Source organism: Acinetobacter sp. YH01011 (genome assembly GCF_013420785.1).
Classification (GTDB): Bacteria; Pseudomonadota; Gammaproteobacteria; order Pseudomonadales; family Moraxellaceae; genus Acinetobacter; species Acinetobacter towneri.
On record NZ_VOYG01000017.1, the window covers coordinates 29,915 to 45,685 of the forward strand.

The 15,771-nt window shown below is 39.0% G+C and carries 14 protein-coding genes and 2 pseudogenes; 8 read left to right on the plus strand and 8 right to left on the minus strand.

What is annotated here, in order from left to right; translation table 11 throughout:
* The first annotated feature begins 4 nt into the window (after positions 1-4).
* Complete coding sequence (locus tag FTT78_RS11615) at positions 5-679, plus strand: hypothetical protein (RefSeq protein ID WP_180044325.1); 675 nt, start codon at positions 5-7, stop codon at positions 677-679.
* Positions 680-817: 138 nt separating this feature from the next.
* Here the strand turns inward: FTT78_RS11615 and FTT78_RS11620 are convergent, their stop codons facing one another.
* Positions 818-1,240, minus strand: a complete 423-nt coding sequence (locus FTT78_RS11620; protein ID WP_004975486.1) for a hypothetical protein — start codon at positions 1,238-1,240, stop codon at positions 818-820.
* Between the two features lie 201 nt (positions 1,241-1,441).
* Here FTT78_RS11620 and FTT78_RS11625 point away from each other — a divergent pair, with 201 nt between their 5' ends.
* From FTT78_RS11625 to FTT78_RS11640, 4 genes are all read left to right on the plus strand, one after another.
* On the plus strand, positions 1,442-1,720 hold the full coding sequence (locus tag FTT78_RS11625; protein ID WP_004975487.1) for a hypothetical protein: 279 nt from the start codon (positions 1,442-1,444) through the stop codon (positions 1,718-1,720).
* 254 nt (positions 1,721-1,974) lie between these two features.
* Positions 1,975-3,696 (plus strand): mechanosensitive ion channel, encoded by a 1,722-nt coding sequence (locus tag FTT78_RS11630; protein WP_180005977.1) that lies wholly within the window; start codon positions 1,975-1,977, stop codon positions 3,694-3,696.
* Between the two features lie 95 nt (positions 3,697-3,791).
* Positions 3,792-3,962 (plus strand): hypothetical protein, encoded by a 171-nt coding sequence (locus tag FTT78_RS11635; RefSeq protein WP_004975491.1) that lies wholly within the window; start codon positions 3,792-3,794, stop codon positions 3,960-3,962.
* Between the two features lie 169 nt (positions 3,963-4,131).
* Entirely contained in the window at positions 4,132-4,299 is a 168-nt protein-coding gene (locus FTT78_RS11640) for a hypothetical protein (RefSeq protein ID WP_004975492.1), read from the plus strand.
* Between the two features lie 183 nt (positions 4,300-4,482).
* Here the strand turns inward: FTT78_RS11640 and FTT78_RS11645 are convergent, their stop codons facing one another.
* The 5 genes and pseudogenes from FTT78_RS11645 to FTT78_RS11660 all read right to left on the minus strand — a co-directional run bounded on the left by FTT78_RS11645 (position 4,483) and on the right by FTT78_RS11660 (position 9,004).
* Entirely contained in the window at positions 4,483-5,679 is a 1,197-nt protein-coding gene (locus tag FTT78_RS11645; protein ID WP_180008777.1) for an NAD(P)/FAD-dependent oxidoreductase, read from the minus strand.
* Positions 5,680-5,732: 53 nt separating this feature from the next.
* Positions 5,733-6,605: a 1-aminocyclopropane-1-carboxylate deaminase/D-cysteine desulfhydrase gene (locus FTT78_RS11650; RefSeq protein WP_167846176.1), complete on the minus strand. Its 873-nt coding sequence runs from the start codon at positions 6,603-6,605 to the stop codon at positions 5,733-5,735.
* A 67-nt stretch (positions 6,606-6,672) separates the two neighbouring features.
* A pseudogene (locus FTT78_RS11655) lies at positions 6,673-6,864 on the minus strand (HlyD family secretion protein); the annotation flags it as partial.
* A pseudogene (locus FTT78_RS13410) lies at positions 6,859-7,246 on the minus strand (IS4 family transposase); the annotation flags it as partial. The pseudogenes FTT78_RS11655 and FTT78_RS13410, both read right to left, overlap by 6 nt.
* Before the next feature lie 135 nt (positions 7,247-7,381).
* Positions 7,382-9,004 (minus strand): oleate hydratase, encoded by a 1,623-nt coding sequence (locus FTT78_RS11660; protein ID WP_096901820.1) that lies wholly within the window; start codon positions 9,002-9,004, stop codon positions 7,382-7,384.
* A gap of 357 nt (positions 9,005-9,361) precedes the next feature.
* Between FTT78_RS11660 and FTT78_RS11665 the strand changes: the two genes are divergently transcribed.
* Positions 9,362-9,985, plus strand: coding sequence for a LysE family translocator (locus FTT78_RS11665; RefSeq protein WP_180044327.1), 624 nt, complete (start codon positions 9,362-9,364; stop codon positions 9,983-9,985).
* A 186-nt stretch (positions 9,986-10,171) separates the two neighbouring features.
* Here FTT78_RS11665 and FTT78_RS11670 read toward each other — a convergent pair whose 3' ends face one another.
* Both FTT78_RS11670 and metG read right to left on the minus strand, forming a co-directional pair.
* Positions 10,172-10,972, minus strand: a complete 801-nt coding sequence (locus tag FTT78_RS11670; RefSeq protein WP_228278934.1) for a putative phage abortive infection protein — start codon at positions 10,970-10,972, stop codon at positions 10,172-10,174.
* Positions 10,973-11,151: 179 nt separating this feature from the next.
* On the minus strand, positions 11,152-13,209 hold the full coding sequence (metG, locus tag FTT78_RS11675) for a methionine--tRNA ligase (RefSeq protein ID WP_180044329.1): 2,058 nt from the start codon (positions 13,207-13,209) through the stop codon (positions 11,152-11,154).
* A 278-nt stretch (positions 13,210-13,487) separates the two neighbouring features.
* On the opposite strand from metG, the gene apbC reads away from it, so the two are divergent.
* Positions 13,488-14,741: an iron-sulfur cluster carrier protein ApbC gene (gene apbC / locus FTT78_RS11680; protein WP_180044331.1), complete on the plus strand. Its 1,254-nt coding sequence runs from the start codon at positions 13,488-13,490 to the stop codon at positions 14,739-14,741.
* A 372-nt stretch (positions 14,742-15,113) separates the two neighbouring features.
* On the plus strand, positions 15,114-15,707 hold the full coding sequence (locus FTT78_RS11685) for a LysE family translocator (protein WP_070152620.1): 594 nt from the start codon (positions 15,114-15,116) through the stop codon (positions 15,705-15,707).
* Positions 15,708-15,771: the final 64 nt, after the last annotated feature.

Genomic DNA, 15,771 nt, shown 5'->3' on the forward strand with positions numbered 1-15,771 from the left:
GGATGTGATACAACTATTCAAATATCAACTGTTCAAATATATAGCCAGCGCAGGGCTGATGTTTATAGTCGCACAAACCGTACAGGCTGAAACGGTGGAAACTCAGGTTGCTGTGCAAGATCACGTACTCATTTATGATGGGCCACTTAGCCCTGAAGCCAACGCACGTGCAGCGGAATTACTTAAACAGTCAGATAAAATTGATACCTTAAAAATCAACAGTCGGGGTGGCGAGATCGGCTTAGGTATTGATTTGGGCAATTTGGTCTTTGACCATCAACTTAATGTAGAAGTTGCGCAGTATAGCTTTTCTTCTTGTGCCAATTATGTGTTTCCTGCGGGCAAAGTAAAATATTTAAACTTGCGTAGTCAGTTGGGTTGGCATGGTGGCAGTTTGCAAAAAATGCAATTTGAAAGTGCTGAAATGGAGCAAATGTATAATGAATATATTGGCCCAATCCGTGCAAAGGAAACCGCTTTTTTTCAGAAAATTAAAGTTCAGCAAAGCTCAACCATTGCAGGGCAGGCACCTGAATATGAAAAATATCAAGACTGTGTCGGTTGGCGCTATACATCTAAGAAAATGCGAAGTTTTGGCATAGATCAGGTGCGTTTTAAGCAGGTTTTGTGGCTGCCTAAATCGAGTTTTGAAAATAAATGTATTTTCACAATTCGCTAAAAATTGGTTGTTGAGGTGATCTTCACCATTCATATAAAAACCTCATCTACAACGCTGCAGATGAGGTTTTTGCTTGGTGCGATTCAATTTTGAAAGCAACTTTTGAACGCAATGCTTGAAAGTGACTCTTCAAAGAAATTAGTGCACAAACATATCCATATATTCGCGGATTTCCTGAATCGCGCTATCGACATCGCTACTTAGCCAAGTCGGTTCAAAAAAACCTGCATAATGCTCTAAGCGCTCTTGAGGAACCACCAAACGCACAGGACATTCTTCTTCAAGTAAGCGCCACGGTAAAATTGGCACTTCATTATCCAGAAATGCAGCAATGTTGCGAATATCAATGATCATGGCATTCACACAATCTGGAAATGGCATGACCGAAAATTCTTCGGTACGACGACGGAAATATTCCAAATCGCCCCATTTGAGCAGATAGCTGGGCTTGCTAAATTCAATAATACCAATGAGATGCCCATCACGGGTATAGTGCAAGGCACATTGATGAGTGACGTCAGTGTCAAGATCAAGCGATACACTTTGTTGACGATACGCCATAAAGTTCAAAGTACACAAAAAAACGGTACGTGATTATAGCGCATTTCCCCGTGAGAGGCAGCTTTGTCGATATTGGGCAACATAGGTGGTACTTGAGGTATATTACATCTTTTCACCATCTTGCTATGTATTGTCACACAATAAGCGTGAGGAGCTTGTTAGTATAAAAATTCATCAGATAAATACATAAGTGAGGGGAACATGCCACATGATTTCAATAAACCACCTCATGTAAACTCAGCTGAAGACATTAAGCGAAAAAAACGTATTCCAGTCTATATGCTTCTACTGGTGGGAATCTTTTTATTGGCATTGCTGATTTACATGATGGCGGATCGCAATCCGAGTCCGAGCGAAGCACCTCCTGGACATCCTAATCCAACCGTACAACAAGCAACGCCAAATAGCACGACAACGGGCACAGCTGGAGATGAAGCACGTGCAGAGGACAGTAATACTGCAACAGCAACAGATCGGTAGCTTAGCCTAAGCGTCAAAAATTCATATTTACAAATTCAGCCTTGCCTAGATGCAGGGCTTTTTTGTGGATTTTCGCAAGGTTTATTGTCCCTCCTTTGTAGAATTGTTGCGATTCTGCATCCTAAGGTTGAATAAAAAATATGCAAATTCTATGGTGAATAGAGCTTTACTCAATAATTTGAATCGATAAAAAGCAGTTTTGCGCCGTGGTGCAAACCTAAAAATGAAGCTAATCACCATGAGGATTAAACAAGATGAATGATTATTTTAATGGGAACCTACATGGCAGAGGTTTTGATGCCATGTATTATTGGGAGCAATTTCAACCCATTTTAGCTGCAGTCGCAATTTTACTTGTCGGGTGGGTGATTGCATTATTGGTTGCGGGTGGAATTAAAAAGGTTCTACAAAAATTAGGTACCGATCAAAAATTATCAAATGCAACGGGGCATCGTTCAAATATTGAAGTGATAGTGTCGCGGGTCGTGTTTTGGGTGATTTTAATTATTGCGGTCATTGGTGCGCTGAATGTGTTGAATCTGACCAGTGTCAGTGGGCCATTCAGTAATATGATTCAGCAGTTCTTACTGTTTATTCCTTCTTTACTGGCTGCTGTAGCCGTTGCTTTTATTGGGTGGATTTTGGCAAATCTGGTCAAAGTGGGGATGCAAAAACTGTTGGCACGTACCCAGTTGGATGAAAAACTCAGTGCCGATGTGGGTGTGAGTGGCTTAAGTCAAAATATCAGTGAAATTGTTTATTGGCTGATTTTATTGCTGTTCTTGCCAATTGTGCTGTCAATTTTAGGCTTAAACGGTCTGTTGTTCCCTGTGCAAAACATGGTGAATGAAGTTGTGCTGTATTTACCGAACATCTTCATTGCAGGCGTGATTGTTTTTGTCGGATACATTCTGGCAAAAATTGTTCGTGGCATTGTCGAAGGTTTATTAGGCAGCCTGAATATTCAACAGCATGCTGAAAAAGTTGGCATTTTTAAAAATTCAAATTTACCTAAATTACTCGGTTCGTTTGTTTTCGCCTTGGTGATCATCACCGCCTTGATTATTGGTTTTGAGGCACTTGGCATTGAAGCCATTTCACAGCCTGCGACTGCCATGCTGTATGAAATTATGAATGCGATCCCGCATATTATTGCGGCAGGTCTGATTCTTATTTTGGCTTATGTGGTGTCGCGTTTTGTAGCCAATATTGTGGTGGAAGTGGTTGCAGGCACAGGAGTCGATGGTATTCCTGCCAAACTCGACTTACAGCGCTTTTTAGGTACAACTAAAATTTCATGTGTGGTTGGTTATCTGATCGTATTCTTTACCATGCTATTTGCGGTATCTGAAGCGGCGAACCGTTTGGGCTTTGATCAAGTCAGCGGCTTGATTGCCATGTTTATCCAGTTTGGTGCAGATATTCTGTTGGGTGCTGTCATTTTGGTGGTGGGTTTCTGGCTAGCGAATTTGGTCGCCAAAGTGGTACAGCGCGGTGAATATAACAGCTCACGTTGGTTGGCAAACTTAGTCCGTATTTTAATTATGGGCTTGGTGGTAGCCATGGGCTTACGCGCGATGGGTATTGCAGACTCTATTGTGAACTTGGCCTTTGGTTTAACTCTTGGTTCTGTTGCAGTGGCTTTCGCACTTGCCTTTGGTTTAGGTGGTCGTCAACCTGCAGAACGTGTGTTAACTGATTTGATTGATAAAGCTAAACGTGAGGCAAATCAACCGAATCCTTTGCACAAGACAGAAACGGCAACGTCAGCATCAAGTGTGATGACACCTATTGTATCTGAGCAGCCGCAAGCGTCTGTAAGTGATGTGACTACAACACCTGAAGCGGCAACTGATCATGCAGTGCCAGATACCTTAAAGGTTGATCCTGAACATCCACCAGTCAACAACCCATTTGGTTCGACAGGTGAGGCTGAACCAGATGTTGATGAACATCCAAAAAATGACCCGAAATAACCTGTTCAAATTTTGATTTGAATCGCTAAGATGATCGACCAATCACCGTATTGGTCGATTTCTTTTCGGTATTCATTAAAAAAGAGGAAAGACTAATGTCCAAATCAGCACCCGATAAGTTTTTTGCCCCAATCGTGATTGCTGGCATCACCATCGGCTTTTTTGTTGCAGCCTATAAATTTGTTTTTGCCAAGCCAGAAGCCACCGCAAAACCAACTGAAAATGTTGAGAAAAATCATCCAAAAGAGGATAGACCAAGCTCTTAAATTATGTTAAAAATTAATCAACTTTGGCAGGAATGAGCCAAAGACTGATTTGGATAAATCAGATCAATAACTTGGAAAGCTTGATGAGGGTTTAAGGGAAAAATAAAAAACTTGGGTTTTAACCAAGCTGAAATATTTGAGTCTTAAAATTCGCGCAAGGATGACAATAATGAGAGAAATCAATATGCTAAACAAATTACGTATCAGTTTAAAAGTTCAAGTGGCAAATTCGTTACCTATGCATCAACAAAATGCTGTGCTTAAAATGCAGCAAACTGAATCACGTTTGGCAAATACGCCAAAATTGGTATTATTTCGTACCGATTATTTAGAATAAAATAACAGGATTCACGTATTGCTAAGTCTTTATAGTACGTGACGGTGTTAAAGAAAAAGCCAGTTTAGAAAAAACTGGCTTTTGTCATTTTGCAATTTGATCGGCAAGATCAATATTATTCTGTTTAGACTAGAATCATTTTTATCACATTCATTTGTTTGCATGTTTCATCTAAAAGCAAACTTAAACATACTCCGATGCTGCATGTGCAGATGACCACGCCCATTGGAAATTATAGCCGCCCAAATGTCCCGTTACATCTAAAACTTCCCCAACAAAATACAAGCCTTTTTGTTTTTTACTTTCCATAGTTTTAGAGGAAACTTCTTGGGTATCGACTCCGCCTAAAGTGACTTCGGCAGTACGATAACCTTCTGTGCCTGATGGTTTGACTTCAAAGGCATTTAAACGTGCTGCAATCTGTTCTAGCTTTTCATCACTGATATTGCCAATTGCCGTTTCAGAGAGTGCAGGCCAAATCAGTTGCTGTAATTCAGCCACTACACTTTTTGGCAGATGCTCGCTGAGTAAGGTGCGCAGTAAAACTTTAGGACTGCTTTGCTTTTTATTTTTAAAAAAGTCATAGAGTTCTAAGTAAGGTAAAAAGTTAATTTTAAAACTTTGTCCGACATCCCAATAATTAGAAAGCTGTAAGGCACTCGGCCCACTCAAACCGCGATGGGTGAATAGCAATGCTTCGGTAAAACTAGTCAATGAATTTGATAAAGTCGCATCCACCGCATTACCGCTTAAACGTGTAGTGACTTCTTTAAAGCTGTCTGAGAAGGTAAAAGGCACTAAACCTGCACGGGTCGGGTAAACACGATGACCAAACTGTTTAGCAATTTCATAGCCAATTCCAGAGCCACCTAAAGTTGGAATAGATAAACCACCTGTGGCTACAACCACAGCGCTTGCTTGGAAATACCCTAAAGTCGTTGCAATTTGGAAACCTTGATCATCTAGGGCATTCACAGCTTTGACTTCACAATTAGTTTGAATATTGACCAGATTGGTTTTTTCACATTCGGCCAAGAGCATGGCTAAAATTTCTTTAGCGCCGTTTAAGGTGAATAATTGTCCGTGTTTACGTTCTTCATATTCAATGCCGTATTCGCAGACCAAACCAATAAAATCCCAGTTGGTATAACGGGTGAGAGCAGAAATGACAAAATGTGGATTATGTGAAATATAATGGTTTGGCTCGACTTCTAAGTTGGTAAAGTTACATTTACCACCACCCGACATCAGAATTTTTTTGCCCACTTTATTGGCTTTTTCTAGCACCAATACTTTACGACCACGTTGTGCTGCCATGTAAGCAGTCATCAGCCCCGATGCGCCCGCACCTAAAACAACAACATCAACCTGATGAACCATGAGTATTACTCGGTAGACGAAAAGCGAGCAATTATAAAAGATTTGTGGGGGTTTTAATATGCTTTAAGCTTTCCTTGCAACCCACCTGTATGAATGGCCAGGATTCGAGTGTGGGCAGGGAAATGATTGTGCTGGATTAAATCAAGAATTCCCATCATCATTTTACCTGTATAAATGTGTTCGAGTGGAATTTGATATTTTTGCTCAAAATTTTGAATAAATTTCAATAATTCAGCTGTAGTTTTGGCATAGCCGCCACCACAATAAGCATCGGTTAAAGACCAATTGCTTTTATCAGTCCATTGTTGAATGTCCTGTTTGAGAAAATCACCTTTCAAGGCTGAAAAGCCTAAAATGTGCTGGTGATCTGAACTGCTTTCAATGATGCCTGCAAGAGTTCCACCTGTACCCACGGCACAACAAATTACGTCATAATTTTCTAAATCATCAGGGGAGAGGATTTCCTGTGTCCCTTGAATGGCAAGGGAATTGCTTCCACCCTCTGGAATAATAAAGGCTTGAGGATATTGCTGTTGAAGTTGTTGTAAATATTCTACTTCATGGCGCAGACGATATTCGGCTCGGCTGACAAAATGCAGTTGCATGCCAAAATCTTGCGCTGTTTGTAGGGTAGGATTTAAGTCTTGGGTCGCAAGTTCCTGACCACGAATGATGCCGATACTTTGAAAACCAAAATGCTGTGCTGCAAAAGCTGTTGCTGCAATATGATTGGAAAATGCACCGCCAAAAGTGAGGACTTGAGAAAAACCTTGCTGTTGTGCTGCCAAGAGGTTGTATTTGAGTTTAAAAAACTTGTTGCCCGAAATCTGGGGATGAATCTGATCAAGGCGTTTGATGGTCAGTTGAACAGGCTGGGGAAGTTCTAATGTTTGATAAGGGGTAGGAAAAGCAATGTGATCAAACATTTTTTGCGAACGAGAAATGAATTTGACCACATTGTAAATGTATTTGATTGAGAATGTCAGTGTTGGTTTATGAGTCGGTATCCACCGACGTGATCACCGACATACCAGGGCTTAGATTTTCGATCCCTTTTTAATTCGGATCAATGGTGATACGTACCGCTATACGTTGAACGACTTTGGTAAAATTTCCTGTGGGATTGTCAGGTTTAAGTACACTGAACTCTGAACCCGCAGCGGGGGAAATCTGTTCCACATGGCCTGGTTCATTGAGCAATGTCCAAACAATAGGTATCGCTATTCCACGATAGACGATGGCTAACATCAAGATATTGATATCTCGTTTTCCCCATTTCCAGTTGGTTCTATCCAAAGTTAATTGGACTTTATCGAATAAAAATATATTGAAAATTAACTGAGAAATTTGACGATAATCGAAATACTGATCTGCAAAGAAGCGTTGTATACATCGATAAAAATGATTGTGGTAAGCACGTGATGGGTAAGGCTTTAAATGCAGAAGAAAGATTACATGTCTGTTTTACAATTAATGCCAGCATAATCAGTGTAAAACATTTTACATGTGACTTGTTCAACTTTAGATATTTGTTTAAGATGAGATGTAACTCATTGAAATGTGTCATCATATTCATCGTCAGAAAACAAGTATTATGCCATTATTTCAATGAGTTATCTTTTTTTGTCGTGTACAAAGATCGTTTTATCAAAGTAAGTTGAATAACCATAGGGCAGCAATTTACCCTATGGCTTTTTTAAATTTAATGAAAAACTGCTTCCAAAGCATTTAAGCCAACTTTAGGATCGAGTAAACCATTGTAAATCTCTGGAATTTCACGTTCGACACCTAAGAGCTGGTAAATGGCAATCATGGCACAACGTACGGAATATTCCACCGTGAAAACCACATCATCTTCAAGCTCTACGAATTGACCTAAGAAAGCAAAGTTGACCGCATTTTCTGGAATGACCAATGGGCGATCACCTGCTTTACGACATGCAAATAGGGCAGAAGCATAAGGCATCATTACTGTGGTAATGTCAGTATGTGCCAACACATGATCCAAGATGTCATCGAAACCAAGTTGATGAATCAACTCAATTAAAATCTCTTGACCTGTCGCTTCACTCATCGGTTTTTTAATGTAATCGCCGATATGGTCAATTTCAAAACCATAACCCCATAAGGTGAATTTACCTTCTGGTAAGTCAGCAAAATGCGGTTGAGCTGGAACGACCACAGATAGATGCCAACCAGATTCAAACCAAGTCATGAGTGCACCTGTACCCGGTTCATTTCCTGTGTAATCAATAATCCGTTTTAGCAGCACATCATCATGCATGGTGAGCGTAAAGGATTTCCATTTATGCTCATCAATGTTGCCATAGAAGGTCATTGGACGACCAAAATCAGGAGCTTTTTGAGCCAATGTTTCCCACAAACGCCAGCCATGATCTTGTCGATCACGAATCAGCTCAGGAACATCGAATTTATCGCCATAACGTGAATCAGCCGTAATCGAACCTAAAGTAAAGAGCGCAAGATCATGCTCACCCAGTTGAATTTGTTCAGTGCCTTCTGGAATGTTGACATAAAGTTGGGTTGCCTTACGTTCCTTCGTTTGGGCATCTTCGACAAAGTCTGCATCTGTGACATAACTACCGAAACGAACATCAACGCCTTGTTCCACCAACCAGCGTTGTAGAGGATGAATCATTGAATCATATTGATTGTATTTAGTTCGTTTCACACCTGCTAAGGTATGGATGCGTGGTAATTCTTGAATGAAACGTAGAAAATAACGGCGTAATTCCGCTGCGCTATGCCATTTTTGAAAGGCAAACGTGGTTCGCCACATCCGCCAAAAATTACTTTGGAAAAATGTATCATCAAAAAATTCATCAATACGGCGACTACCGATACGATCTTCTTTTAATGCCAGTAGACGTAACATTTGAGCACGGTTGAGCGTTGATAATCCCAATTTTTGAGCTTCTGCAACAATATGATTTGAGTCGATCAAACGTGCTTGAGCATTGGTTTTAATTTGTTCGTTAAATTCACGACATTCTTCGCGAACAGAAATGTCTGGATTTTCTAAAGATGGGATGCTTGAAAATAAATCCCAAGTACACAAATAAGTCTCATCAGTTAGCATACGTCCACCACGTGTGACCCATGCTTGGTTCGGATTAAGCGGATTATGTCCACCATCCATCGAACCACCAGAAACATTCAATTCTTCTAAAATATGGATATGTTCGGCTGGCACTTTAGCGTCACGAATCGCAAAAGCAGCAGCAGCCATACCAGCTATGCCTCCACCTACAATCCAAAGATGTGATTTAGAGCGGTCTAATGTTTTCAGTCTTTTATTTTGCATCTGATGTGCCTCGGTTGTAGTTCTAAAGAAAATTAAAGCCATAATTTTATTATGGGATTATATGTTTTAAAAATATATGAAAGTTCTGCTAAAAATCGATGATAAATTATTATCAGAAAAAAACTTTAATAGAAAAAATGGATGCACAATAAAATTTTACTGTTCATATGCTATGTTTTAACTGTTTGATATTGAAATTAAATTGAGTTTTTACTCTATTTTTGGTTTTTTTAATAAATATCAAATTGCTTGAAAAATCCTTAAATTTATAAACATAAATCAAAAAAATTATATCTTCTATTATGGTTTTTTAAGTAAAATAAATAATTGAAAATTATTCTAATCTTGAGGTCTATCTTGGAATCATTATTGATTTTAGGCTCTATTGCTTTGGCATTAATGTTGGGGGCAATTAGTCCTGGGCCTACCTTTATTTATGTGGCAAAAAATTCGATAGCCATTTCACGTAAGCATGGTTTATTTACGGCTTTAGGCACGGGTACGGGTGCCGCAATTTTTGGTTTATTGGCGGTGATGGGGTTGCAGGCTATTTTATTGGCAGTGCCTTCAGCATATTTTCTGCTTAAAATTTGTGGTGGTTTATATTTGTTGTTTTTGGCTTATAAAATTGTGAAGCATGCCAAAGCGCCTATTCAAACCAATCTTGCACATGGACAGCAAATGTCACTGCGCCGTGCGTTTACTACAGGTTTAATTACGCAGTTATCTAACCCTAAAATTGTAATTGTCTTGGCGAGTATTTTTACGGCTTTGTTGCCTAAAGAAATTCCGAACTATTTTTATGTGGTGCTGCCAATTCTGTGTTTTTTTATTGATGCAGGTTGGTGTTCATTGGTTGCAGTGGCTTTGTCTGCAGAAAAACCGCGTCAGGCTTATATTAAGTTTAAGGCTATTTTTGACCGTGCAGCAGGGGCGGTCATGACAGTATTGGGATTAAAGTTAATTTTTGGGATGAAGTGATTTATTTGTGTAGATACCTATGCCTTTTGGGAGAAGATTGGGATGAGGGTATTCTAATAATTAAAATGTTTGCCTTACTTTTAAAGGATCAAAAGTAACAAAAATCCTTTGTTCGTTAGAGGGCACGTCCGTGTGCCTAACGAACAGGCTACATCCATGTCACCTTTCTGTGCGTTAGTACTTAAATCAATATTCATCCTCTTCGAATTTGATAGATGGAAAGTAATGTTTAGGGTCATATCCGTCACAATATTCAAATGGAATATTTTTAATAAAATCATATTTATTTATAAAATTATTTTGGAGCCATTTTTTTCCAAAACGCGATAAAACATTGAAAAAAAGGATATAAAGCTCAGGGTTTGAAAGTTGAGCACGGTAAATTTTTATTAACTCGTATTTTTCAAAATCACTTAGGATTGTTGATTCATCTACTATTTTTATAGCATTATACATATTTCTAAAATAAGAGCTTAAATGAGTTTGATTGGTTTTCAATAAGCAGCCTCTAAAATCCTTTTCCATTAACCTTTTCTGAATTTTAATAACTAATTCTTCATTAAATCCATTATACCTTGATAGTTTATTTACTATAAATGTCGTCCAACTTCCCTCTATACCAAAGTAAAAAATAACGTATGAGATATCTAATATTTGTGATTTATTGAGTTGGAGATTTTCTTGTACAGAAATTTCTTGAATCGTTTCTAAAATTCGTTTGAACTGAATTTTGAAGGTTACAAAAGCCTTTTTCCCTTCTTTTGGTGGGTGTTGCGGATTGGTATTGGGTAAAGAAATATTTATCAAATGTTGGTTGTGATAATCAATCATTTTAAAAAAATTAGACTTTAAATTATTTTTCTGTGCTTCATCTTTTTGATTAATAATTGTATAAATCAAGAGGAATATGCTTGATGCACTTAAGAGAGTACCTATAACTCCTCCATACAAATTACCTAAAGAAGCTCCTAAATTTGGATCAATCAAGGAGGTTACTCCAATTTGAAAAGCTTTGTTGGTAAAAATAAAATAGGTAGCTAGCAAACTAATAATTATCAAGACTATTGGTAGAACTAAGCAAAAAAACTTTATCCATCTATTCATTATTTATAACTATAAAAAAACCCCACTAAAATATAGCAGGGCTTTTTATCAGTGTCTAAAAATTAAGACACTTTATCACCCGGTTTTGCGCCAGATTCAGGTGAAATCACCCAAACACCTTCGCCATTACCCGCAGCAAGTACCATACCGTTAGAAATACCAAAACGCATTTTACGAGGTGCAAGGTTAGCCACCATCACCACCAATTTGCCTTTTAAATCTTCTGGTTGATAAAATTCACGAATACCACTAAACACATTACGTGGCTCAGCTTCACCTACATTTAAAGTTAATTGAAGCAGTTTGTCTGAACCTTCAACGGTTGCAGCCTCTAAAACTTCTGCAACACGTAAATCAATTTTGACAAAGTCATCAATCGTGATAATTTCCGCTTCACCGACTTTAGGTTCTGCTTTTTTCTCTTTGGCTTTTTCTTTTTTCTTTTCCGTTTTTGGTGCTTCAGCAGGTGCGGCTAAAGAATCTTTAGATGCATCTACCATTGCAGCTACCGCTTTCGGATCAACACGTTGCATGAGTGGTTGGAACAACGCAATTTCATGACCGACTAAAACAGTTTTACGTGATTCAAAGTTAAAGCTATCTAACTGTAAGAAGGCTTGAACTTGTTCAGCCAAGGTTGGCAGTACAGGCGCAAGATAAATCGCCAATTGACGGAATAGGTTAATCCCTACAGAACATACGTCATGAACTTGCTGTTCTTCGCCTTCAATTTTGGCTAAAGCCCAAGGCTTTTTCTCATCAATATATTGGTTGGCGCGGTCAGCAAGCGCCATAATTTCACGAATTGCCGCAGAGAATTCACGCTCTTCGTATGCTTTGGCAATCGAGTCACCTGCAGCAATAAAGCTTTGTACCAACTCAGGTTCTGCACAGCTTGCACTTAATTTGTTATCAAATTTAGTGTTGATGAATTTGGCACAACGACTGGCAATATTCACCACTTTACCTACAAGATCAGAGTTTACTTTCTGCACAAAATCATCCAGATTTAAGTCAGAGTCTTCAACTTTATCAGACAGTTTTGATGCAAAGTAATAGCGTAAATATTCAGGATTTAAATGCTGTAAATACGTTTCTGCTTTAATAAATGTGCCGCGAGATTTCGACATTTTTTGACCATTTACAGTCAAGAAACCATTTACAAATAAACCTGTAGGCGTGCGATAACCTGCACCATCTAACATTGCAGGCCAGAATAATGCGTGGAAATATACGATGTCTTTACCAATGAAGTGATAGACTTCTTTGTCTGAATCTTTTTTCCAATAATCGTCAAAATTTAGGTCAGGGCGTTTGGTTTTTACGTAGTTTTCAAAACTCGACATATAACCAATTGGCGCATCAACCCAGACATAGAAATATTTATTTGGTGCATCTGGAATTTCAAAACCAAAATATGGTGCATCACGTGAAATATCCCAGTCATTCAAGCCATTTTCAAACCATTCATCTAATTTGTTGGCAATTGAAACTGGCAAACGACCTTCATCGCGCGTCCATTTTTGCAAATATTCGCCAAAATTAGGCAATTTAAAGAAGTAATGATCTGATGATTTTTCTACTGGCGTTGCACCGCTCAAAGTCGATTTTGGATTAATCAGCTCAGTCGCATTATAGGTTGTGCCGCAAACTTCGCAAGAATCGCCGTATTGATCTTCCGCTTTACATTTTGGGCAAGTGCCTTTAATAAAACGATCTGATAAGAACATGCCTTTTTCAGGGTCAAATAATTGCGTGACGGGACGAACAGCAATATTGCCTGCATCACGGTTTTTGACATAAATTTCGCTGGCACGTGCGCGGTTGGTGTCGCTATGCGTTGAATCATAATGATCAAAATGCACACCAAAACCGTCAAAATCGCGAATGTGTTCTTGTTGCACATTGGCAATTTGCTGTTCAGGGCTAATCCCGTTGGCTTCGGCACGCAGCATGATTGCTGTACCATGCGCATCATCCGCACAGACATAAGTCACGTCATGTCCCATTGCACGCATGGCGCGAACCCAGATATCTGCCTGGATATAACCGAGTAAGTGACCCATATGGATCGGACCATTGGCGTATGGTAGGGCGTTAGTGACTAAAATTTGACGCACGGATATAACTCTCTCAAATAGGGACGATGCAATTCGGGCAATTTTACCTTAGATAGCACATAGATGCACAAGGGATTCCAGGAATTCTTTTCAAATCCGCTTAGAAGGCTAAATACAATATCGAAACAAGCTCTTGGTCTGCATTTGAAGATAAATCATGTCAAAAACCAAGCAATATACTCAGAATTAAGTATTTCAGTGATAGCACGACTTAACCTTATACTGAATTATCGTTACACTATCAAAATCGCGGTATTTCCAAACTTTGGAGTAAATCTATGTCTTGGCTTTCTTCACTTAAATCAGTTTTTTCACCTTCGCATACGGTGAATGAGGAAGCTATTCAGCACGTGCTACAAAGTTATATATTGCCTGAATCTGAACATGCTTTAAAAGATCGTATTTCTCAAGTGAATGTGCAAGGTGATATTCTGCAAATCACCATCAATACTTATCCTGAAGAAAAACAACATTTACAACAAATTCATGATGAACTGGCAGATGCTTTAGAAAAATGCGGCATTAAAGAACTGAATATGCATGTGATTCAGCAGAAATCTGGACAGAAAAAAGAAAGTTGTGGGCATCAACATGCTGAAGATGAAAGCTGCGCAACATCGACCACACAGACTGCAACATCTCATTTACCACCGGTGGTCGATGCTGCGGGCCAAAGTTCAATGCAAGAAGCCGATCCGAATAATCCACCGATTCAAAAAGCTGCGCCACACCAACGTGATGTGCCGAAACATCCGCGTATTCAAAACGTAATTTTGGTATCTTCAGGCAAAGGCGGGGTTGGAAAATCTACCACTACAGTAAATTTGGCTTTAGCTTTGCAAAAGCTCGGCTTAAAAGTTGGCGTATTGGATGCCGATATTTATGGTCCAAGTATTCCGACCATGCTCGGCAATGCAGGCAGAACCCCAATGATTGAAGCCGAGCAGTTTGTACCGTTGGATGCTTTTGGGATGCCTGTGTTATCCATCGGACATTTAACAGGTGACCACAATACACCTGTAGCGTGGCGTGGACCAAAAGCCACAGGTGCATTAATGCAGCTCTTTAATCAAACTTTATGGCCAGATTTAGATGTGTTGATGATTGATATGCCACCAGGAACGGGGGATATTCAATTGACACTTGCACAGCGTATTCCTGTAACGGGAGCGGTGATTGTGACTACACCACAAAATGTTGCCTTAATGGATGCTGTCAAAGGCATCGAACTATTTAATCGTGTGCAAATCCCTGTCATGGGCGTAATTGAGAATATGTCGACGCATATCTGCTCAAACTGCGGCTACGAAGAACAAATTTTTGGTCAAGGTGGTGGCGATAAACTGGCAGAACAATATGCCATTCCGTTACTTGGGCGTTTACCATTGAATGTCAGTATTCGTGAAAATGTCGATGCAGGTACGCCGTCAGTGATTGCAGGCGATGATGCTGCCGATAGTTACATTGCGATTGCTCAGCAAATTGCAAAAAAACTGCCTAAAGCTGAAAAAGATCAGAATCGTATTTTCTAGTGAGGGATCTCAGCTTGGAATGATTGCAGTTGCACTCATTAAGTTATCATTCTTTAAATTTTGACTGATTCATCTTTAAAAGCTAAGTCACAATATTTTGAAAATTTGGCTCACTTCGGTGAGCTATTTTTTTTGATTAAAAAATACACAAGCATCTGATTTAATGGTGTTTAATCTTTAAATACCTTAAAAATGTTAAGATAAAATGACTTATAAGTTACCATTTAATTAAAAAATATTTTTTATATAAGTGATTGAATAAAATAATAAATTTAAAATGTTAAACTGATCAAGAATTTGTCTTACAAAATACTTTTTGCCAATTGCAATGAACTATTTTAATCTGCGCTCATTCAGTAGTGAGGTCAATGCATGATTTCATGGTTTTTTATCGGTTTGGTGATCACAATTTTATTGACACCAGGGCCAACCAATACCTTGCTTGCATCATCAGGTATTCAGGTTGGTATCCGCAAATCTTTCCGATTAATTCCAGCAGAAGCATTGGGTTATTTGATTTCTATTACACTTTGGGGCGCCTTAATTGGTACGGTGTCTACTCATCTCCCGTTGTTGCCCACCATTCTAAAATTATTCAGTGCAAGCTATATTATTTTCTTGGCGATTAAATTATGGCGCACGGCTAAAGTCGAGCAAAGCTTTAATCAACCTACGATCCGTGCGAGTGAGCTATTTTTAGCGACTTTACTGAATCCTAAAGCATTGTTGTTCGCCTCTGCAATTTTCCCAACGATTGCATGGGTAAAAGCAGACTATTATGTGGCACACATGTTGGCATTTTTATGTTTAATCGTGCCGATTGCTTTTTTCTGGACATTTATTGGTTCGGTGCTCGCTAAAAATAAAATTAGCTGGCTCAATCAGTGCAATCTACAAAAAACAGCTTCTATTGTGTTGCTGAGCTTTTCAATTCCTTTAAGTTATTCGGCTTTGTTGAGTCTATAAAGCCAACGTTGTATCTAAAAGTTGTATCTACTGGAAATAGGGGCTGTTGACATTTCATAAATGG